Consider the following 22,597-nt stretch of genomic DNA (forward strand, 5'->3'; position numbering starts at 1 on the left):
TGATAGATACAAGTAATTATACCTGTCAGTCAAAAGCTGTGAAATTATGGCCATAGTTAAATATTCAGCTTCAGATTTGATTCCCATCACATTGAACATCCTGAGCTTATCGGTGATGACCTTTGCAGAGTACGGGTTTAAATCAGCACTTGAAGGGGAATTGAAAGATATCAAACCATTGGTTGGAACGGAAATCACCGATGGAAGTGCCTTCGAACTATTGGATGGTTTGGAGGATGAAGTATCAAAATTCGTCATTAGGGCGATTATAAAAATCGACGATTATATCACTACCTTTCGTTTAATGCACAATATTGATCTGGAGGAGCTTTTTGAAGATAAGAGGATTCAGATGCTTGCCGATGATATTTATTTTGACCTGTTTTCCCATGCCGAAGCCCTGGCCAAAGTGAATATCAGGGGGGCAATGGAGGAACTTCCACTAACCGTTGCCAATGCTTTCTTTTATCTCTGTAAGATGATGATCCACCAGGAAATGGATACAGATAGTTACATGGAAAAGGGGCTCCATGTCAATGGATGGAAAGAGTTTGAGTTTCTGGACACATCTGACAGGAATGTTGCCGTATTGTATGATCTAGTGAATGAAATGTTGATCCTGCATGAGGAAATAGGCAATATTTATGCGAATATGGATAAAAATAGTTTACCCGGTACTGGATAATCCTTTTATGTAGTTATTTTCTTGCGTTCATTCCTGCCGTTTGGCATACATTTGGTTTAAGTATATTTTTTTTACTTAGATCTGGATTTATGAATGTCGAAAAAATATACAACTACGCATTTGACTGGCTGCTTAAACATGGTCCGAATATCCTTATAGGAATATTTGTCCTGGTTATTGGTCTATGGATCATTAAAATGCTATTGAAATGGTCTAAATCAGGAATGCACAAAAAAGATGTGGATTCATCGCTGAAACCATTTCTTGCCAGCCTTTTAGGCGTTGTACTCAGAATTCTCCTATTGTTGATCGTGATGCAGATTATAGGACTTCAGATTACTATTTTTGCCACAATTATTGGAGCAGTTGGTGTAGCCGCCGGTCTGGCCTTGTCCGGTACCATGCAGAACTTTGCCAGTGGTATCCTGATCCTACTTTTAAAGCCATTTAAAGTAGGAGATAACATTATTACGCAAAGCCAGGAAGGTACCGTTACCTCTATACAGATCTTTTACACGCAGATCACAACTTTTGATAACAGGACCGTTATTGTTCCCAACAGCAAGTTGTCTAATGAAATTATTATCAATATCAGCAGACAGGGCAACAGGCGCCTGGATATGGAACTGAAATTTTCCAATGCACTGGATATTACTGAAGTTAAGGCCGCTATAAATAAATCAATTGACAGGTCGAAGGATATACTGAATTCTCCTGAGAGAAGAATTGGTGTGACCTCTATAGAACCCGATGGGTACAAGCTGAAGGTGAATGTATGGGTAAATGCACATGGATTTGAAGATACCCGCCTGGCCCTGCAGGAAACCATTGTTGAGGATCTTAAGGCTTCAGGGCTGAAGCTGCCCGGATTAACGTAGTCTGTGCCCTGATAGGGGTAACACTAAACAGGCTGGTCTACAGGAATGACCCCAGCCTGTTTAGTGTGGTGACTATTTTTTAGTTATGACTTTGGTGCCTTGTGCATCTACCACTGCTATAGTGACCATGTTTACGATTTCCCTTACAGAACTGTCCATTTGTAGCACGTGGACAGGTTTATTTAATCCCAGGAGAATAGGCCCTACGGCTTCTACATTTCCAAGTTCCTGTAATAATTTATAGGCGATGTTACCCGATTCGAGGTTAGGGAAAATCAGCGTATTTGCAGGAGTACCAGCTAAAGTAGAGAATGGGTAATTGCCTTGGAGTAATTCAGCATTCATGGCAAAGTTCGCCTGCATCTCACCATCAACAATCATATCAGGATATTTTTGTTTCAGCAACGCTGTCGCATTTCTTGTTTTTTCAGGAATCACACCGGTATTTCCACCAAAGTTGGAATAGGATAGCAAGGCAATTCTTGGAATAATATTGAACCTTTTGATCGCTTCATGGATCAGTGCCGTGATATCTACCATATCCTGTGCCGTAGGGTCAGGATTGACTGTGGTGTCACCCAGGAATACAGGACCTTTTTTAGTGAGCATCATATACATGCCCGCAATTTTCTTCACTTCTGGTTTTGTACCGATAACTTGCAGGGCAGGTTTTAAGGTCGTCTTATAATTCTTGGTCAGTCCTGAGATCAATGCATCCGCATAACCAAATTCAACCATGCTCGAACCATAGTAGTTCCTGTCACGCACCAGTTTTCTCGCTTCATAGAGTGTAATTCCGCGTCTCTGGCGCTTTTGGTATAAATGCTGTGCAAATTGTTCTGCATCAGGAGCTTCTGCATCCAGCGGATCAATGATGAGTACATCTGCAAGGTCAATATCGCTATCGAAAAGGATTTTATTGATTTTGGCTACATTACCTAATAAAATAGGAGTGGCAATACCTTCGTCTTTAACAATTTGTGCTGCCTTTAAGATTTTATAGTGGTCAGCTTCAGCAAAAACGATCCGTTTAGGAGCTGTCTTGGCTTTGCTTGCAATATTTCTTAAGATCTTATCATCTGCCCCTAACCTGATCAGTAATTCTTCCTCATATGCCGCCCAGTTGGTAATTTGTTTGCGGGCAACACCCGATTCCATTGCTGCCCTTGCTACTGCACTGGAAACGATAGTGATCAGGCGGGAATCCATCGGTTTAGGAATAATGTAGTTTTTACCGAATTTCAGGTTGGTTTCATTGTAGGCCAGGTTCACTACTTCCGGAACGGGTAGTTTCGTTAACTCAGCAATAGCTTTCACTGCAGCGATCTTCATGGCCTCATTAATCGTTGTCGCACGTACATCCATTGCACCCCGGAAGATATAAGGGAAACCAAGAACATTATTCACCTGATTAGGGAAATCTGAACGTCCGGTCGCCATGATAATATCTTTACGGCAGCTCACTGCAAGGTCATAAGCAATTTCCGGATTAGGGTTCGCAAGGGCGAAGACAATAGGGTTCCTGGCCATCGACTGGATCATGTCTGTAGAGACGATGTTCCCCGCAGATAAACCAAGGAATACGTCTGCATTTTTCATTGCCTGCGCTAGGGTATTGACATCTTTCCTTGAAGTCGCAAATTCCATACGGATAGGATCAAGGTCTGTACGGTCAGTGTTTACAATGCCATCCTTGTCAAATACAAGCATATTTTCTTTTTTTACCCCTAAGTGTAGGTAAAGTTTAATGCAGGAGACCGCTGCGGCACCAGCCCCGCTCACGACAAGTTTAATTTTATCGAGTTTTTTACGCTGGAGTTCGCAGGCATTGATCAATGCTGCACTGGTAATGATGGCGGTACCATGCTGGTCATCATGCATCACCGGAATATTCATTTCAGCTTTTAAACGGCTTTCAATTTCAAAACACATCGGAGCCGCAATATCTTCCAGGTTGACACCACCAAAGGTAGGTTCAAGGGCTTTTACAACGTTTACAAACTCATCCGCAGTAGTCGCGTTTATTTCCAGGTCAAAGACATCAATGTCTGCAAATATTTTAAATAAAAGGCCTTTACCTTCCATTACGGGTTTACTTGCGGCAGGACCAATGTTTCCGAGGCCAAGCACTGCCGTTCCATTACTGATGACAGCAACGAGGTTACCTTTCGCCGTATATTTATATACATCTTCAGGGTTTGCGGCAATTTCCAGGCAAGGTTCAGCTACACCGGGAGAATAAGCTAGTGCTAAGTCGCGTTGTGAATTTGTAGGTTTTGAGGGTACTACTTCAATTTTACCGGGTCTGCCTGTCGAGTGATAGTCAAGTGCATCCTGTTTGCGGTTTGTTGTTTTAGTCATGTGTGTCAATTCTTATAATAGCGCTGTAACAGAGCTTTTCTTATGTAATAGCTAGAGGCTGCGAAATTAGGCATATATATTTAAAATCATGCTAACAATTAACAGTCATATTTCCCGGTACTTACCATTGGAAAATGGTCTAATAATGCTGTTCGTCCCTGCAAAAGCAGTATTGGTGTAAAAAATTAGCACAGATGTGGAGTAACAATTATATTGCCGCAACATCTACCTATTATTAATATGCTCTCTATGATTAATGGTGGAGCTTTTATGACCAGCTTATAAAAGTTCCATCAATTAATTAAAGATGGATTGTGCAAGTTTTACTTCCACATCTTCTTCTGTTCCGGTGAATGGCCCTGAAGATTCAATTTTCAGACTTGCCATGGCTGCTGCAAATTCCCCGGACTCCTGGATTCCTTTACCCTTACTCCGCTGGTATAAATATCCTGCCATATAGGTATCGCCGCATCCGGTAGCATCGGTCTCTGCTTTTGGACGGTAAGCCCTGATCGTATAGAATGTTGTACCATCATAAATGACGGCACCTTTGCTGCCTAAGGTGATCACGACTTCCTTAACTCCCCATTCATGGAGGATATAAGCACTTTCCTGAATATCAGCTGAGCCTGTCAACACCTCCATCTCATGTTCATTGGCTTTTAAAATGTCTACATACTGAAGACCTTCTTTTTTTTCCTTCCAGTCTATCGCGAGTACGTTGGTGTCTTTTACTTCGCGTAAATACCCCTGGACATCCAGGGATACCCTGCCTTTTAAGGACAGGTACTGTATCAATTCAACCGGGATGTCCTTGGCAAGGAGCGGCCCCAAATGGAATATTTTGGCAGGGATCGATTTCAGGTCCTCTACTGAAAATGAGTCGGCAGTCTGCAATACACGTTGTGTCCTGTTATCCAGGTTATGTCCGTAAATATTTTCAAAGTAAACCGTATGTGCACTTGGCAAGACTTCAACGGTGATTCCCTTTTCACGGAGTGCTTCCACGGAAGCGATTTCTGTTTCTGCAACTGCAGTGACCAGACAGTACTTTGTGTCCATGTTGCGAATGGCATTAGAAAAATAAAAAGAGGTTCCACCAGCCATATGGATACTGGTATAAGGGGTAACTACTTTATCTAAGGTGAGGTGTCCTATGCAACAAATGTCGTACATGTACTGTGGTATTAGGTGGTGAATGAATAAATATAATTTGCAAAGGTAACCAATCCGAACCTGAGGTTATCATAAAGAAAGCTAAATTATCAATTGAAGTGTGGTTTCGGCAGTAATTCCGCACATCACAGGATTGTAATTATAATTCTATTATTGGGATATCGGAAAATTCCGATATACATTTGTGTCATGGATCAACTGGAAATTTTTAAGGCGCTTTCAAACAAATCAAGGTTACAGATTTTGCAATGGCTGAAAGATCCTGAGTTAAATTTTCCGGAACAGCAGGAAGCTGGTTTCGGAGCGGGCGTATGTGTAGGTCAGATCCAGCAGAAAGCGGGACTTACCCAATCCACCGTTTCAGAATATCTTTCCATTTTACAGCGTGCAGGATTGGTGGAATCTAAAAGAGTAGGCCAGTGGACTTATTACAAAAGAAATGAAGCTGCATTTTCTGCATTAACTCAACTCATAGCAAACGAATTATAAAATAACAGATATGAATACAGATAGTTTATTCAGGCCATTTAGCCTGAAATCCTTAAATATTAAGAATAGAATTGTAATGGCTCCAATGACAAGGTCATTTTCACCTGATGGTGTACCCACTTCAGCCGTATCTGCCTATTATAGAAAAAGGACGGAAGGTGAAGTCGGTTTAATTTTATCGGAAGGAACAGTCATTGAAAGGGTTTCTTCTTCAAATGATAAAAATATCCCGCATTTTCATGGTGAACAGGCATTGAACGGTTGGCAGGATGTGATCCAGCAGGTACATGAAGGAGGCGGACAGATGGGACCACAGATCTGGCACATGGGGATTATGGACAACCACCATTCTGGATGGGTGCCCGAGCAACCTTTTGAAGGGCCATCGGGACTAAACAGGCCTGGTTTTACCAATGGTAAACCGATGACGGAATCAGCGATTGCTGATACCATTGCTGCATTTGGGCGCGCTGCCGCAGATGCGAAAAGACTGGGGTTTGACTGTCTGGAAATTCATGGTGCACATGGTTACCTGATTGATCAGTTCTTCTGGACAGGCACCAATAACCGTACTGATCTCTATGGTGGATCAACGCTGGCGGAACGTAGCCGTTTTGCAATTGAAGTCATCAAGGAAGTCAGGAGACAGGTAGGAGATGATTTTGCGGTAATTATCCGTCTTTCACAATGGAAACCTGCAGCATATGACTATAAACTTGCGCCAACACCACAGGAAATGGAAGCATGGCTGAATCCGATGGCTGAAGCGGGAGTAGATATTTTCCACTGTTCACAACGCAGGTTCTGGGAACCTGAATTTGAAGGGTCTGATTTAAATTTTGCGGGCTGGGCTAAAAAGATCACCGGCAAGGCGACGATCACTGTCGGTTCTGTCGGGTTAACGGGAGATTTCCTTGCGGCATTCGCTGGCGAAAGTTCTGATCCAAGTTCATTGGATGAACTGATGAGAAGAATGGACAGAGGTGATTTTGATCTGGTCGCTGTGGGAAGGCCTTTACTTTCAGATCCGAATTGGGTGAAGAAAATCAGGGAGGGCAATATTGAGCAATTGAAGGGATTCACTAAAGCAGCCTTAACAGAACTGGTGATGTAATCATCACCAGCTTTTGAACAAAACCTGTCTGCTTCCATCATTGATGATTGGTTTCAGACAGGTTTTTATGTATAGTTTACTGGTTATACTTCCAAAGCGTCATACACGATCACTTTTTCCCAAAGATGACTGCAGTTTTTGATGAATTCCAGGTGTAAAGGATGGGTCTGATAAGTCGCCTGTCCTTCCAGGTCACTAAAAAACATGAGTTCAGATACGGCCCAGCTATTGTCTACCACATCACGTTTTTCTGTACTGGCTGCCACACCTACATGCAACACACCTACTGTTTCAATTTTGGCTAATGTTTTTACACCAGCAATGAGCTGGTCACGGTCCGCTTTGGAATCCGGATTTTTCAACCAGAAGAACACATGGTGTACGACCGGATATTTTTTGTGGGTATGGGTTAAAGGCATGGCTGTTGCTGCTACGGTACCTACCGCAAGCACTGCAGCAGTTCCAATAAATTTTCTTCTATTTGATTTGTTCATGATCGCAAGTTAATTAACGTAAAATAGCAAACATCTGCGAGTTATAATAATCTTATTTTTCCATCGTCAGCAACGGAGCATCAAGGTGTCTATGCTTAATAGGAATCAGTTTACCTTTCCTTAAAAATTCATTATAGCCCACATGCCGCTTTATTGCTCTTATCGCTTCAAAACCATACGATGTACTCCTGATCTTATTCAAGAGGAAAGTGTCATCTTTCATCAGGTCAGCTTCCTGTAAGCTGCCATCTTTCAGGAATTCACGGATAAGAAAGGCTATTTGCTGATTGGCATACACATAGAGCGGCGCATTGTAGACTTCTTTATTCAGCCTTTTGAAAATATGGTTAATCCATTCGGCATAAGCAGCACTTTTGACTACAATCCTATTGTCCTGTAAGGTGATCAGCTCCAGAAAGGACAAGGCCTGGTTCCTGGTAATTAACCGGGCATACATGGCATCCCTCAGGGTATAATCCAGCCTGTCTGCACAAAGTAAGGGAAGGGGCTGCTCCAGAATGGTAAAGTCATTTTCCAGGATTTGCCTGCTGCCATACCCGTATTTTTCAAGTACTCCGGGTACTTCAGAGCCGAGCAGGACGGAGTCAAAAATCTGCTCATGGTAATCTTCTTCGGTATGGCCAAAAACATAGTCTCCAACATGTGAAAATGTGGTGTGTGACAAATCATGAACCAAACCGGCAACCTGCTCCAGTTCAGTTCCGCCCAATATCCTGATCAGCAACATCACACCGATGGAATGCTCTAAACGGCTATGGCGTATCTCCGGGTTTACTAAAAAGATAGCCCCGCTATGGTGTATCTTTTCCAGCCGACGGATAGCCTTTGTCTGCAATAAATCTTCAAATATGGGCGGAAGCTCAACTGTGCCGTATATAGGATCGTTTACTTTTATCATATTGCAATAATACTAAAAATATTAGTATTATTATAGCGAAAAGATATTCTTTTTATACTCTTATTTATACTGTGAAAGGAATTGAGATAGAGATGATAACTTAACATTGGCTTAATGCTATTTTGTGCCTTGTTCTGTATAATTGAAAGTGAATATTTCCCATACCAATTTTTTTAAATCCTTCAAGGCCAGGCTCCTTTTAAGCTTCTTTTCTTTTGTCACCGTTATCCTGATCTGGTTGTTGACCTACCTGGTGATTGACCATCAGCAAAAGCTATTGAGAGTTTTCTCTGCCGACCTGAGCCATATCCATCTGCAATACCTGGAGACTACAGCGGATTTGCAGAAATTCATGCTTTCCGGCTTTCACGACCCTGAATTTTATGCTACTGGCAAACAGCTTCATATCGACCGTTTTCTGGCCAGTCAGCACCGCATTACAGACCATATTCATATCCTGAAAAAGGCGGCATTAAAGAACGATATTTCTACCGTTGCCAGCCATCGCCTTGACTATTTAATCCGACTTAGCAAAAAAACATCTTCATCCGGAGAGCTACTGAAAGAACTATATTTTAAAAGGGGATTTGAGAATTTTGGAATGGAGGGAGAAATGAGGCAATATGCTCATTGGATTGAAGATTCTAGCAGTGTGTCCAAATATGATATCCTGCAATTGCGCAGGCATGAGAAGGATTATATTATCAGGGGGAAAGCGGAATATTCCAGTTTGTTCACTCAGCAGATCGACTCCCTGCTCCGTATCCTGAAGCCAAATAGCCGCAATTATTTAGCCCTTGTCAATTATAAAAACCGGTTTTTAGATGTGGTGGAATATACTGAAGCGCTGGGAATCAACTCAAAGACAGGGGTCGCCCCTGAAACACAGCAATACATTAACCAGTTTTACCAGCAGTATTCTACACTTGACAGGCTGGCCAATAAGGAGATTGCCGACTTGCAATCACGTTTTACGGCCTGGTTAATCGGAGTTTCTGTCATCTTATTGATATTGGTTATTCTTTTGGCTTTTAAGCTTTCAAAATACCTCACCCGTGACATCAGCAGGTTGAATACCCAAATGTCCGCTTTTATCAATTCTGACTTTCAGGATATCCGTATCTTGCAGGGTGATAAGGGTATATTGCCAAACAGTACAGAGATTGCAAAGTTGTATGCCGATTTTGGCGTACTTAAAAGCACGCTTAAATTACATATTGATAGACTGAACCTGGGGAAGAAACAGCTACAGTCGGTGAATGAAGAACTGCAGGCACAGTCGGAGGAATTACAGGCAATCAACGAAGAACTTCATGCACAGCGTGAACAGGAGTTTGAGGCAAGAAAGGAAGCCGACAGGGCCAATCAGGCAAAAAGTATTTTTCTTGCGACCATGAGCCATGAAATCAGGACGCCTATGAATGGTGTACTTGGAATGGCTACCTTACTTGGGGAAACACAGTTAAATGCGGAGCAGGCAGATTACCTGGGGACAATCAGGAATAGCGGGGAAACATTGCTGAGCGTGATCAATGATATCCTTGATTTTTCTAAAATTGAATCGGGAAAGCTGGAGCTCGATCCCCAGGACTTCGACCTTCGCCACTGTATTGAAGAGGTGATGGATATGTTCGCCGGGAAGTCGGCCCAACTGGGGCTTGACCTGATCTATGAAATCAAGAATGATGTACCAGTAAACCTAATTGCAGATAGTATGCGACTGAAGCAAATCCTGATTAACCTTATTGGGAATGCGATAAAATTTACGGAAAGAGGCGAAATATTTCTTGGGGTAAGCCGGTCCGCTGAGTTTGTGGGAGATGAAATGGAACTGTGTCTGGAAATTAAAGACACGGGTATCGGAATTCATAAGGAAAAAATATCAGGATTGTTTGGTGCCTTTACGCAGGTAGATTCCTCTACGACCAGGAAGTATGGGGGGAGCGGACTTGGGCTTGCCATATGCGAACGTCTTGTCCATTTGATGGGAGGACGTATTTCTGTAGAAAGCGACCCTGACCTGGGAACGACTTTTTATGTTTCGGTCAAGGCAGAGGTCAGTAAGGTTGTATTCCGTAAACATCTTCCCTTTAATATAGATATGCATGAGGGGAAAAAGATCCTGGTTGTAGACGATAATGCCACGAACAGAAAAATTCTTGAACTTCAGCTGAGGCAGTGGAAACTGATGCCCACTATGGTTTCTTCAGGAAAAGATGCATTGATTGCAGTGGCGGGGGAAAAATTCGACCTGGTGATCAGTGACATGCAGATGCCGGCGATGGATGGCATTGAACTAGCCCGGTTGATCAAGGGAGAACAAATGGCCTTACCCATTATTCTGTTGAGCTCTGTAGGTGATGAGGCCAGGAATAAATATCCGCAGTTATTCACCTCGGTATTGAATAAACCAGTCAAACAGGAACAGTTGTGCAGGGTGATTCAAATGGGAATCAGCAAGATCAATGAACATCATGTACAGGTTCCTTCTACTTCTTTTTTGAACATTGCTTTTTCAGAGAACCATCCTTTAAGTATTTTAGTGGCGGAAGATAATATCATTAACCAGAAACTGATTATGCGGGTGTTGAATAAGCTGGGGTATATGCCTGACCTCGCCCAGAACGGACTGGAAGTATTAGGGATGCTGGAACAGCGCTTTTACGACCTGATCCTGATGGATGTACAGATGCCTGAAATGGATGGACTGGAAGCCACAAGGATAATCCGAAGCCTGGATATACCGCGGCAGCCTGCTATTGTCGCCATGACTGCGAATGCGATGCAGGAGGATAAAGAAGCCTGTATACAGAGTGGAATGAATGATTATTTGGCTAAGCCGCTGAAGATAGAATTGCTGCTGGATGCCTTATCGAAAATATAAAATAGGGGGTAAAGACTTGTTATCGCTATTCAGCATCAGGTAGCGATAACAAGTCTTTATCATTTATACTTTTTCAGGTTCAAATTCCAGGGAAACAGAATTCATGCAAAACCGTTTGTAGGTAGGTGCTGGGCCATCATTGAAGATATGCCCCAGGTGGGAATCACAACGGCCGCAAATCACTTCAATCCTGCGCATGCCATAAGCCAGGTCCTCTTTATAGATTACACTGCCAGGTTTTACGGTTTCAAAGAAGCTGGGCCATCCACAGCTGCTGGCAAATTTGGCATCCGACTTAAACAGCGGGTTCCCGCAAACCGCACAATAATAATTGCCCAGTTCGTCACTGTCCCAATATTGCCCTGTAAAAGCGCGTTCAGTACCTTGCTGGCGCGCCACGTGATAGAGGTCTGCAGGAAGTATTTTCTTCCATTCCGCATCATCCACAATAATTTTTGTATGGTCTGTTCTTGAGTAGTAAGGGTTATTTTGAGGTGTAGTGTCCATGATGTAAATATTGATTAGGCATTATACGAATTTTAACCATCAGAATTCATGTTTTGTTTTATATTCTTTAAACCACAGGCAATCGCTATAAAACATCAATTCGACCAAAATCCAGACCAAATATATAACAGAATGATAGGGGCATTAACTCTTTCTTCGTCTAAAACTTGAGCAGAGAAGAAAGATGACACAGAATTATATAATCGATGACGGGGATTTGCTGAATAAGTTATGCAGGTTTTACATAAAAGCATGATCCCGGACCGGATGTAGGCTAAAATTAAGGCATAAAAAAAGGGGCTGAACTTCCTGGAACAGCCCCCGATTATAACCAATATCCATTGGCATAAGAATAAATTGACAATGCAAATGTATCGGCTGCAGGTATTCTAAAAAATGATTGTCATCACAAAGAAAAATGATTAAAATAATCATTTTGAAAAGCTTAGTTGGAAAGACGCTGGTCAGCTCCGGCCATACCCGTATCCTCCAGTATGGAGGTGGGTACATAATGTGGCTCGGCAGATTTGATCTTTAAATAAACCCCGCTTACCGATACCCATTGCAGGTTTTTTAGGTATTTATAGAATACCTTTCCATTTTTCCAACCCTTGTCAATCACCATGGTGATTTTAAGGTCAGGATAAGCCTGGTCGAAATGGATATTTCCCGAAAGGTTGACCAGGTATTGCTCGCCCTCATCCTTGGTCAGAATTGCTTTATAAGCACCTATAACTTCAGTGGTAATTGGTCTGGATGCCTGAATATCAGGTCTACATAGGTCGCAGGTTCCTGTTATGGCCAGTTGGTCCGGTACTATCCGGATGTGGAGAAACAGTACCGGTGTATGGACATCCAGGTTCAGAATTGCTAGTGACAATGAAAATTCAGCTGTTTTTTTTATAGGCAGTCCGTTAACCATTTGCACAATTATCTTAAGTGTATAAAATTAGCCAGATAAGGGTTACGAAAAAGGGTAAAAATACGCTAAGATTAAAACGGGTATTTATACGGTGTTCAATTGCCTGTATGAGGTGTTTTGGGTCGATAAGGATTTGTATGTAGGTATTTGTACGGTGTTTTGTGGCTGTCGAATGCATCTTCCGGGTTATCCTTTTTAAGGGTAAATACTTTTGGGAATAAATTAAAGAATGAGGATGTTCCAGATGTAGATATTTCTTTAATTTATTCTCAAGGAGAATATTGGTTTCGGTCGGTGCAAAAAAAGAAGGGAATGCGGTATTTTTCCTATCCTATAGAAGGAGGGGCTGGGAGGAAAGTGCAATCAGAAATTTATTATGGAGTGATTATCAATAACTAATGTGTTTTTGCTCCTTTAATCTGATAATTCAGCACTTAACCCTTAAAATAATTCTTAGTTTTGCGCCTTCTCACTTTTTTATTTTAATGGCAAATAACGTAAATATTACCTCTAACGGTATTCAGAAAGTACTAAAAAATTATAACGAAAAACAAGCTCTTGCAGAATATATCTGGAACGGATTTGATGCCAAAGCGAATAAGATAGAGATCAATTATAAAGCGAATAAATTGGGATATATCGAAAGTCTGGAAATTCAGGATAATGGATACGGTATCAATTTTAAGAACGTAAAATCTAAATTTGATACCTTTTATGAATCTGAAAAAGCACTCCAGCTGGCAGTAAATAAAAATAAATCTGTCATGCATGGTAAAAATGGCGTTGGCCGACTGACTTTTTTTAAGTTTGCCAATGATGCAGAATGGCAGACCACATTCCAGCAGGCTGCAACAATGAAAAGTGCGGTGATCAATGTCGATATTTCTTCGTTGAATAACTATAAGTCCCGTTTGCTGGAAGAAACCTTAAGAAAGGAAACCGGTACCAAAGTGGTATTTTCCAACGTAAGGATTTCCGAAGATTATTTGCTAAAAGAAGCTATTCCTTTTTTGAAAGCTGAATTCTGCTGGTTCCTGGAACTGAATAAAAAAAGGAAGTTTACCATCCTGATCAATGGAAAAACACTGGACTATAAGGATCAGATCCTCCATTATGAAGATAATATTCCTGTGGTATTTAATGACAGGACTGTTTTCAAACTGAAATTTGTACAATGGAAAGAGTCCTTGCACAAAGAGCTTTCTAAAGTCTACTTTATCAATGATAAAGGTGAGGAACAACATAAGGAATATACCACCTTAAATAAAAAGGCGGATGAATATTTTCACAGTGTATTTATTGAAAGTGAGTTTTTTACAGATTTCGACTTCAATGGTTCGGAGTCTGATACACAGATCAAATTATATAACCGTTCCAAATCTTCAAATGAGTTTAAGTTCCTGATGAAACATGTAAATGAGCTGTTGAGGAATAAAAGGAGACCTTTCCTGAAAGAACATTCACATAAATTTATTGAGAAATATAAGGAGGAGCGTGTCATTCCGCGTGCAAAGGCTGGCAAGAAAAATAAAGATGAACTGCTGTCAGTGCTGAGGGGTTTGTATGAAGTCAAACCAAAACTTTTCAGCAACTTAAGTCTGGATCAGAAAAAGACCATGGTGTCACTGATGGATGCATTGCTGTCTTCAACGATGAAATCAAGCATGCCAGCCCTGTTGGGAAGTACGCTTGGCCTCGATAAAGAGGATAAAGCGGAACTGGCAGCCGTTTTCCAGCAGGCGAAGTAAGCCGCTATCCCTTTGACGTAAAAAGCCTGCATATGCAGGCTTTTTACGTCAAAGGGAATTAGATTTTCGGACTCTTGTCCCTCTGCGTTTTCTTCCAGAGTTTCATGGCTTCCTTCTTCGAAAGGATAACTGGTGTGAATGTTACAGGTTCAAGGGGGACATCATCTTTGTTGGTGGCACTGGAGTTGATCTTTTCGGCTACGGTCATTCCTTCCACAATTTCTCCGAATAGGGTGTAATTCTGATCAAGAAATGGTGTTCCGCCAATAGTTTTATAGACCTCACGTTGCGCCGGACTAAAGCTGATTCCGTATTTCTTTATGACAGCATCAAGGCTTTCATCAGTTTGGAGCGTTCCTTCGACCAGGTATATCTGGGAAAAGTAGGAGCTCTTTTCGGGGTTATCATTTCTACCCATACCCAAAGCACCTTTTTTATGAAATAATGAAGGGATGAGCTCCGCCGGTATACGTTGTACTGGAATTTCCGGATGTCTTTTCTCTCTGTTCAGAATGGTGTCATCCAACTCGCCTCCCTGACTGACAAAGGATTTTATCACCCGGTTAAACTGAGCCTTGTCGAACAGTCCTTTTTTGATGTTCTCCAGAAACAGGTCCCGGTGCTTAGGTGTTTCCTCATATAAACGCAGGGTGATATCCCCTTTATTGGTTACCAAACGGACAAATGATGGCTGGGCACTGACCAGGGCTACAGATAGGACGAACAGGAGGAAGAGGGAAAAAGTTTTCATTGGCGATTTCGTGTAAATACTATAATTTATAAATTCTTAATCATTAATTACCGGGTGTTTTTATAGTCTTGCTTTCTTTTCCAGGGGGATGACCGTTTTCAGGTTCTTCTTCAAAGAATTCCTCTTCCCTGTTGTTCCGGTATTTAAGGTAAATATTCAGCAGCAAGCAAGCCATTCCAATCATGATGGAAACATCGGCTATATTGAATATTCCTGTTTTGACCATCAAATAGTCGATATGGAGAAAATCGGTCACTGAACCATAGACCATCCTGTCATACAGGTTACCTATGCCTCCACCAATAACAAAACATAAACCAACAACAAATATCCGGTGTAAGTGATCATTAATCAATAAAAAGTAAATCCCAAAACAAAGGGCAATGGCAGGGAGAAGCATTAAGAATATAAATTTTATACTTGCCGGCATCTGGTCACCCACACTCAAAAAAGCACCATGGTTCTCTGTTTTTGTTAGCATGAAATGCTCGCTGACCACCTGGATCACTTCCCCCTCCATAAGCTGTTCCCTTGCGATATATTTCGTGAGCTGATCCACACCAACATTGATGAATATGACCAACAGGATGTAAATGTTCCTTAGTTTAACTTTCATTGTGTTGCTTTACTCTGCCATAAACATAGTCGTTTTAGTCTTTATCTCAAATTAAATTTTCTTTCGGAATTTGCCCCACCTAAGGAGCCTGTCAAAATCAATTGGTCAACAGTTTATGTTTAGAGGGGAATGTAGATCCACCAATATAGATATATTTAGTCCGTCCATCCCTTTTCAAAAGCAGTTTGTGTTTTTCTGAATATAAGGCAGGTGATCTATCTATAGGAGGAAAAATTATTATAATTGTTTGATTGACCAGGACAGTTGATCCGGAAGAAATGCTTTATTTTGGTCTTCATGTGCCGGAATGTTAAGGTTAATTCTGGTATGAAATTCTGTAATGATATAACTATGGGTATTCTTTATCAGCAAAAGAGATTTTTTGCTTTTCTTGTCGTTTATGTATTGAGTATATGGCCGGTGCATAAAGGATGGGCACAGCAGCAACAGCGGCATAAATTTGATTTTGGCTCCGGTCGCTTACTGAAGGGTCATGTCCGTGTGCTTTCAACAGATGTGTATTCCCGAGATAGTGGATATGGATTTGATTTTCCCGGATACAGCAGTGGTAAAGCTTTTTATTTCTCCCTGGCCCTGCCTGAAGGGAATTATCGTGTGACCGTCACCCTTGGGGATACCCGGCGCAGTTCCCTGAATACGGTGAAGGCAGAATCGAGGAGGTTAATGTGTGAAAAGGTGAAAACCCGCGCCGGACAATCCGTTAAAAAAACATTTATAGTGAACCTGAAAAGCAGGATCATTGATAGCCAGGATACAGTAAGCCTGAAAACAAGGGAATTGACAAAACTCGACTGGGATGACCGGCTTACTTTAGAGTTTAATGAGGGATCAGCTTTACGGGCACTGGAAATCAGCAGGGCTGATGACCAGGTGACGGTATTCCTGGCGGGAAATTCTACGGTGGTGAATCAGGAAGATGAACCCTGGGCATCCTGGGGACAGATGATCCCGCGTTTCTTCAAACCAGGGGTAGCCATTGCGAACCATGCAGAATCTGGACTTACGTTGGGTTCTTTTTTAGCAGGCAAAAGATTAAAGAAAATTCTTCAGGTGATGAAGAAGGGGGATTATCTCTTTATAGAATTTGGGCACAATGACCAAAAGGAAAAGGGCCCAGGGGATGGTGCCTATGGTTCCTATACCAAAAGGCTGAAATTTTTTGTGGATGAAGTCAGGAAAAAAGGAGGGATTCCCGTGATCCTTAGCTCTACCACACGCCGCTCTATCGGAGAAGATGGCCTGATCGTGAATTCACTGGGCGATTTCCCCGATGCAGCGCGTAAAGTTGCTGTTACAGAAAAGGTGGCTTTAATAGACCTGAACAGGATGACCACTGAGATGTTTAATGCCATGGGGGCTGAAGGGTCAAAAAATGCGTTTGTGCATTATCCGGCAAATAGCTATCCGCAACAGGATAAGGCTCTGGCAGACAATACCCACTTCAATCCTTACGGAGCCTACGAAATTGCACGCTGCGTGGTTTCAGGGATCAAAACAGAAGGACTTGGGATTGCCAGGTATCTTGTGGACGACCTGCCCGCATTTGACCCTCGGAAACCTGATCCGCTGAAGGACTGGTCCTGGCCTGAAAGTCCCAAAAATACCAGCGTAAAGCCAGATGGTAACTAAATTGCAGGACGCTACAGGATGCGCTTAAAAAAAATACTGTATACATTGGTCTCAGGCACTATAAAACAGCATTTCAGGTTTTACGGCGCCAGAGACCAAATTACATGCGTATGAATTTAGGCGATAGCTGTGCTGCCAGGGCAACCATAATTTTCAGTATCAGACCTTCTGTTTACCAAACACAACTTTCAGTAGCCGTATTGAGTTTTAAAACGGTTCTGATCAGCCTGATGGAGCTATCCTCCGGAACAAGAAAAACTTACCTGCCATTATTTTTTACCTGTTTCCTGATCTGTATTTCAGATATTACCGTTTTCGGCCAACGGCAAATGGAAAAGCTGGACAGGGGAATGGTGGCAGTACGGCAGGATGAAAAAACAGCTTACATGAGTTGGCGCTTACTGGCGGCAGACCCCGATGCTATTGCTTTTGATGTATACCGCAAAACCGGGAACGGGAAGCCAGTGAAACTGAATACCGAAGCCCTCCGAAGCAGTACAAATTATACGGATACTACAGCAGACTTTAATTTTTCCAATAGGTATGTGGTGAAGCCTGTTGGAATAGGTGCAACGGCGGGAGCCGGAGAAGCATTTATCTTGCCAAAGGCAGCACCTGTCTGCCAATACCTGACTATTCCTCTGCGTACACCAGAGCATTATACACCCAATGACGTTTCTGTGGGCGACTTGGATGGTGATGGAGCCTATGAAATTATTTTGCACCAAACCGGCCGTTCCAGGGATAACTCATTTGACGGCATGACTGATCCTCCGATCTTTCAGGCCTATAAGATGGACGGTACCTTTTTATGGGAGATTAATCTGGGCAGGAATATCCGTGAAGGGGCGCATTATACACAGTTCATGGTGTATGATCTAGATGGGGATGGGAGGGCAGAATTTGTCTGTAAAACAGCGGATGGAACAGTGGACGGACAGGGGAAGGTGATTGGTGACCCTAGGCGCGACTGGAGAAATAAAGCAGGAAGGATATTGTCAGGGCCAGAGTTCCTTACGGTTTTTAACGGTATGACGGGGGCAATAATGGCAACGGAAAACTACATTCCTTCCCGGGGTAATATTGGAGGATGGGGTGGCAGAGGAGGAAATGGAGGAAACGACAGTAAAGGGAACCGGGTGGACAGGTTTAATGCCTGTATCGCTTACCTTGATGGAGTTCGTCCCAGCGTGGTGATGTGCAGGGGGTATTATGGACGGACTGTACTGTCCGCATGGGATTGGCGTGGAGGGAAGCTGACTTCACGTTGGGTATTTGATAGTAAAGACCCGCAGAATCCATATTCAGGGATGGGCAATCATAATCTTTCTGTAGCAGATGTGGATGGGGACGGTAAGGATGAAATTATATACGGGTCGATGTGTGTGGATGACAATGGGAAGGGCTTATACAGTACAGGATTGCGTCATGGAGATGCGATCCACGTATCAGACCTGATGCCTGAACACCCCGGACTTGAAGTTTTTGGTATCCATGAAATTGAAGATCATACGGAGGGGCCAGGTGTTGCTGTTTTTGCTGCTGCGGATGGTAAAATTTTATGGCAAGGCTCAGAGAATATGGATGTAGGTCGTGGTGTGGCCGATAATATTGATTCGGCAGCCTATGGCAGCCAGATGTGGTGGGCTGGTTCAAATGGCCTATATAACATGGAGGGGAAAAGAATCGGTGTTCAGCCGGTGTCCCAGAATTTTGTGATTTACTGGGATGGCGACCTGTCCAGGGAGCTACTGGATGGAAACCATATCGACAAGTATGGGAAGGGGCGTATTTTTACCGCAGAGGGTTGCCTGTCTAATAATGGTACCAAGGCAACTCCGGCATTAAGTGCTGATCTTTTTGGCGATTGGAGGGAGGAGCTGATCCTGCGTACCGCCGATAATCAGAATCTGAGGGTGTATACAACAACTATTCCTACCCTGTACCGTACTTATACACTGATGCATGACCCGCAATACCGCCTAAGCGTAGCCTGGCAGAATAGTGGGTATAACCAACCTCCCCATACAGGATTTTATTTCGGTTACCAGATGAAAAAGGCTCCCATTCCCCAGATAGTTTTAGTGGAGCCTGTACGACAGCCGGAAAATCCACAGGCAAAGCAAGGATTTTCAACTACGAAGCAATAATATACGAAGAGGATGTGTAAAATACTGACGAAATCAATTCAATTCATTTGCCTGGCAATACTGGTCATCAGCTCAGGGCAAAAAGCCGAAGCGCAAAATAAAGAGAAAAACCAGGGGCGTATCATGACCAACTTTGATAGGGATTGGACTTTTATCCAGAAAGATATTCCTGGTGCTGAAAATCCAATGTTCAATGATCAGGAATGGCGTAAGTTACAGGTGCCGCACGACTGGAGTATAGAAGGTGCCTATGATAAAATACACCTGACCGGACGCGGTGGAGGATATTTACCTTCAGGGATTGGCTGGTACCGTAAGCGCTTTGAACTGGAGGAAAAGATGGCCGGATACCAGATTTCCATTGAATTTGATGGTGTGATGGCAAATAGTGAAGTCTGGATCAATGGGCACTCCCTGGGCAAACGTCCTTATGGTTATATCAGCTTTGCTTATAACCTGACAAAGTACCTTCATTTTGGAAAGGGAAAATTAAATGTCATTGCGGTCCGGGCAGATAACCTGGTACAACCGGCTTCACGTTTTTATACTGGCGCAGGGATTTATAGGCACGTCCGCCTGCTGGCTACCCAATTGCTGCATATCGACAAATGGGGGGTGTATATCACAACTCCTGAAGCAGGTGCTGACAAGGCAACCGTCAGGGTACAAACGAAATTAAACAATGCCTCAGGAAAATCTGAAGCAGTCACCATAGAAACGATGTTGCTCAATCCAGCAGGGAGGGAGCTGAATACTGTCCGGTCCAAACGGATACTGAATGCAGGGGAAAGTATGGTGCTGGAGCAGAATATGATTGTGGTCAAACCAGCATTATGGAACCTGGAAAAACCGCAGTTGTACAAGGCAAATAGTAAAATCAGTATAGGGACTAAGGTTGTCGATCAGCAGACGAATACTTTCGGCATCAGGTCGGCCAGGTTCGATGCGGCAACCGGTTTTTGGCTGAATGATAAAAACTTTAAAATTAAAGGAGTGTGTTTACATCATGATGGTGGGGCAGTTGGCGCCGCAGTGCCATTGAGTATATGGAGGTACCGTTTCAATCTACTGAAGGAAGCAGGCGTAAATGCCATCCGTACCGCACATAACCCTGCTGCACCCGAATTTCTGGATTTATGTGATGAAATGGGGTTTCTGGTGATGGATGAAACATTTGATACCTGGACCGTACCGAAGAATAACGGGGAGCAGGGGTATAACCGCTTTTGGAAGGAATGGTGGGAACGCGATACAAGGGATATGGTGCTGCGGGACAGGAACCATCCTTCGGTTATCATTTATAGTGTAGGTAATGAGATCCATGATAACCTGGATAGTCCTGAAGGATTTAAAAAGTACAAGGACCAGCAGGACCTTATCCATCAGCTGGATTCCGGGCGACCGGTAACAATGGCACTCTTCCGTCCTGCCTCTTCTAAAGTGTATACCAATGGGTTTGCAGAGACAATGGATGTTGTGGGACAAAACTACAGGGAGAATGAGCTGGTAGCCATACACCAGGAAAAGCCGCAGCTAAAAGTGCTGGGTACTGAAAATACGCATGTTCTACAGCAATACCTCGCCCTGCGTGATCATCCTTTTATGGCTGGACAATTCCTCTGGACAGGATTTGCGTATCTTGGAGAAGCTGACTGGCCACAAACTACCTGGGGGGAATCGTTATTTGACCGTATTGGCAACTGGACACATCTGGGATTGCAGCGTCAGAGCTGGTGGTCAGCATCCCCTGTGGTGCATATCGTTCGAAAGGAAGGGAATGCCGGTGCTGGTGAATGGATAAACAATTGGACACCAACGGATTTTGATACTTATGATGATGGCAGGGTCGCCGTATTCAGTAACTGTGATGAAGTGGACCTTGTGCTGAACGGAAAATCCCTGGGCGTAAAACCAAAACCTGCCGATGATTCCCCGAGAATGTGGAATGTTACCTTTGAAAAAGGTACGCTTACAGCTATGGGAATGAACAAGGGTAAGGTCGTGATTCAGGAAGAGCTGAAAACTGCCGGTCACCCGGCAAAGATTGTCCTGAGCAGTGACCGTACCCAACTGCGTAATGAATGGGATGAGGCAGTTTTTGTGAAGGCCGTAGTTCTTGATGCCAGTGGAGTGGTCTGTCCCAATGCAGACCAGCTGATTACTTTCCATATCAGTGGAGGGGAGATCGCTGGCGTGGATAATGGAAATGTGAATAGCCATGAGTTGTATAAGGCTAATCAGCGGCAGGCCTACCATGGTGTTTGTATGGCCATAGTTAAAGGAAATAAACCTGGCCACATAGAACTGAAAGCTACGGCTGAGGGACTTGAGGGTGCCGTCCTCGACATTGAAGTTATCAAATAAAATCATTGATTTATAATAGTGTATTATTGAATGTAATTAATCATCACCTGTCATGCGTATAAAAAGAACCTATTTATCCATCCTGCTGCCAGTTTCATTGGTGGTCTTCTCTTCCTTTGTCATCCTTTATCAGAAACAAAAACCGGTGGTGTACCTTATCGGTGATTCTACAGTCAAAAATGGCAGTGGAAAAGGCGATGGTGCATTGTGGGGCTGGGGGAATTTTCTTGCTGAATTTTTTGATACGGAGAAGATCAGTGTGGAAAACCATGCCCTTGGTGGCACCAGCAGTCGCACTTTTCAAACCAACGGGCGCTGGGAACCGGTAATGGAAAAGCTTAAAAAGGGCGATTTCGTCATTATCCAGTTCGGCCACAATGATGGTGGGGCACTGGCCGATACCTCACGTGCGCGTGGAACCATCCAGGGAACCGGTACAGAAAGTGAGAAAATATTTAATCCTATAAAGAAGAAAGAGGAGGTGGTGTATACCTATGGAGGATACCTGCGCAAATATATCAGTGACATCAGGTCGAAGGGAGCTGTCCCGGTGATCTGTTCGCCTATCCCACGTAATCCCGCGGAAACGGGTGTGGTCAAACTCAGTACTGATAAATATGGAATATGGGCAGAAGAGGTCGCCCTTGCAGAACATGTCGACTTTATTCCGCTCAATAAGATCATTAATGAAAGGTATGCCCAGCTTAGTGCAACAGAAATCAATAGCTTCTTTACCACAAAAGACCATACACATACTTCTGAAAAGGGAGCGAAATTTAATGCCGCTGCCGTCGTGTCCGGTATCATGAAACTTAGGAGAAATACACTTAAAAAATATATATATACTCAGACAAAGGCAGCACAGGAGCTGTCTGCAGAAAAATTATAG

The 22,597-nt window shown here is 43.0% G+C and carries 18 protein-coding genes; 10 read left to right on the top strand and 8 right to left on the bottom strand.

What is annotated here, in order from left to right; genetic code table 11:
• Positions 1-46: 46 nt before the first annotated feature.
• Together ACSBL2_RS08035 and ACSBL2_RS08040 are read left to right on the top strand one after the other, a co-directional pair.
• Positions 47-685 carry a hypothetical protein gene (locus ACSBL2_RS08035; protein WP_442591167.1) on the top strand — a complete coding sequence of 213 codons (639 nt, stop codon included), beginning with the start codon at positions 47-49 and terminating at the stop codon, positions 683-685.
• Positions 686-774: 89 nt separating this feature from the next.
• Positions 775-1,563, top strand: a complete 789-nt coding sequence (locus ACSBL2_RS08040; protein WP_442591168.1) for a mechanosensitive ion channel family protein — start codon at positions 775-777, stop codon at positions 1,561-1,563.
• Between the two features lie 72 nt (positions 1,564-1,635).
• Here the strand turns inward: ACSBL2_RS08040 and ACSBL2_RS08045 are convergent, their stop codons facing one another.
• Positions 1,636-3,924: an NADP-dependent malic enzyme gene (locus ACSBL2_RS08045; RefSeq protein ID WP_442591169.1), complete on the bottom strand. Its 2,289-nt coding sequence runs from the start codon at positions 3,922-3,924 to the stop codon at positions 1,636-1,638.
• 297 nt (positions 3,925-4,221) lie between these two features.
• Positions 4,222-5,100: a PfkB family carbohydrate kinase gene (locus ACSBL2_RS08050; RefSeq protein WP_442591170.1), complete on the bottom strand. Its 879-nt coding sequence runs from the start codon at positions 5,098-5,100 to the stop codon at positions 4,222-4,224.
• Between the two features lie 189 nt (positions 5,101-5,289).
• Between ACSBL2_RS08050 and ACSBL2_RS08055 the strand changes: the two genes are divergently transcribed.
• Positions 5,290-5,589 carry an ArsR/SmtB family transcription factor gene (locus tag ACSBL2_RS08055; protein ID WP_442591171.1) on the top strand — a complete coding sequence of 100 codons (300 nt, stop codon included), beginning with the start codon at positions 5,290-5,292 and terminating at the stop codon, positions 5,587-5,589.
• Between the two features lie 10 nt (positions 5,590-5,599).
• A complete protein-coding gene (locus ACSBL2_RS08060) occupies positions 5,600-6,703 on the top strand; it encodes an NADH:flavin oxidoreductase (protein ID WP_442591172.1) in 1,104 nt (367 codons plus the stop codon).
• Between the two features lie 83 nt (positions 6,704-6,786).
• Here ACSBL2_RS08060 and ACSBL2_RS08065 read toward each other — a convergent pair whose 3' ends face one another.
• Together ACSBL2_RS08065 and ACSBL2_RS08070 are read right to left on the bottom strand one after the other, a co-directional pair.
• Positions 6,787-7,197, bottom strand: coding sequence for a Dabb family protein (locus ACSBL2_RS08065; protein ID WP_442591173.1), 411 nt, complete (start codon positions 7,195-7,197; stop codon positions 6,787-6,789).
• Positions 7,198-7,249: 52 nt separating this feature from the next.
• The gene (locus ACSBL2_RS08070; RefSeq protein WP_442591174.1) at positions 7,250-8,116 is read right to left on the bottom strand and encodes an HD domain-containing protein; all 867 of its coding nucleotides are present in this window, start codon (positions 8,114-8,116) and stop codon (positions 7,250-7,252) included.
• Positions 8,117-8,264: 148 nt separating this feature from the next.
• On the opposite strand from ACSBL2_RS08070, the gene ACSBL2_RS08075 reads away from it, so the two are divergent.
• Positions 8,265-11,000 carry a response regulator gene (locus ACSBL2_RS08075; RefSeq protein WP_442592228.1) on the top strand — a complete coding sequence of 912 codons (2,736 nt, stop codon included), beginning with the start codon at positions 8,265-8,267 and terminating at the stop codon, positions 10,998-11,000.
• 63 nt (positions 11,001-11,063) lie between these two features.
• Here the strand turns inward: ACSBL2_RS08075 and msrB are convergent, their stop codons facing one another.
• Complete coding sequence (msrB, locus tag ACSBL2_RS08080; RefSeq protein ID WP_442591175.1) at positions 11,064-11,507, bottom strand: peptide-methionine (R)-S-oxide reductase MsrB; 444 nt, start codon at positions 11,505-11,507, stop codon at positions 11,064-11,066.
• Between the two features lie 445 nt (positions 11,508-11,952).
• Complete coding sequence (locus ACSBL2_RS08085) at positions 11,953-12,387, bottom strand: DUF1842 domain-containing protein (RefSeq protein WP_442591176.1); 435 nt, start codon at positions 12,385-12,387, stop codon at positions 11,953-11,955.
• A gap of 527 nt (positions 12,388-12,914) precedes the next feature.
• On the opposite strand from ACSBL2_RS08085, the gene ACSBL2_RS08090 reads away from it, so the two are divergent.
• The gene (locus tag ACSBL2_RS08090) at positions 12,915-14,177 is read left to right on the top strand and encodes an ATP-binding protein (RefSeq protein ID WP_442591177.1); all 1,263 of its coding nucleotides are present in this window, start codon (positions 12,915-12,917) and stop codon (positions 14,175-14,177) included.
• A gap of 58 nt (positions 14,178-14,235) precedes the next feature.
• Here ACSBL2_RS08090 and ACSBL2_RS08095 read toward each other — a convergent pair whose 3' ends face one another.
• Both ACSBL2_RS08095 and lspA read right to left on the bottom strand, forming a co-directional pair.
• Entirely contained in the window at positions 14,236-14,928 is a 693-nt protein-coding gene (locus tag ACSBL2_RS08095) for a peptidylprolyl isomerase (RefSeq protein ID WP_442591178.1), read from the bottom strand.
• A 43-nt stretch (positions 14,929-14,971) separates the two neighbouring features.
• Positions 14,972-15,544, bottom strand: coding sequence for a signal peptidase II (gene lspA / locus ACSBL2_RS08100; protein ID WP_442591179.1), 573 nt, complete (start codon positions 15,542-15,544; stop codon positions 14,972-14,974).
• Between the two features lie 327 nt (positions 15,545-15,871).
• Between lspA and ACSBL2_RS08105 the strand changes: the two genes are divergently transcribed.
• The 4 genes from ACSBL2_RS08105 (at position 15,872) to ACSBL2_RS08120 (ending at position 22,597) form a co-directional block, all read left to right on the top strand.
• Positions 15,872-17,194, top strand: coding sequence for a rhamnogalacturonan acetylesterase (locus ACSBL2_RS08105; protein ID WP_442591180.1), 1,323 nt, complete (start codon positions 15,872-15,874; stop codon positions 17,192-17,194).
• Positions 17,195-17,298: 104 nt separating this feature from the next.
• Complete coding sequence (locus ACSBL2_RS08110; protein ID WP_442591181.1) at positions 17,299-19,344, top strand: rhamnogalacturonan lyase; 2,046 nt, start codon at positions 17,299-17,301, stop codon at positions 19,342-19,344.
• Between the two features lie 12 nt (positions 19,345-19,356).
• Positions 19,357-21,708, top strand: coding sequence for a glycoside hydrolase family 2 TIM barrel-domain containing protein (locus ACSBL2_RS08115; protein WP_442591182.1), 2,352 nt, complete (start codon positions 19,357-19,359; stop codon positions 21,706-21,708).
• A gap of 52 nt (positions 21,709-21,760) precedes the next feature.
• Entirely contained in the window at positions 21,761-22,597 is an 837-nt protein-coding gene (locus tag ACSBL2_RS08120) for a rhamnogalacturonan acetylesterase (protein ID WP_442591183.1), read from the top strand.

The organism is Pedobacter sp. AW31-3R, assembly GCF_052180285.1.
GTDB lineage: Bacteria > Bacteroidota > Bacteroidia > Sphingobacteriales > Sphingobacteriaceae > Pedobacter.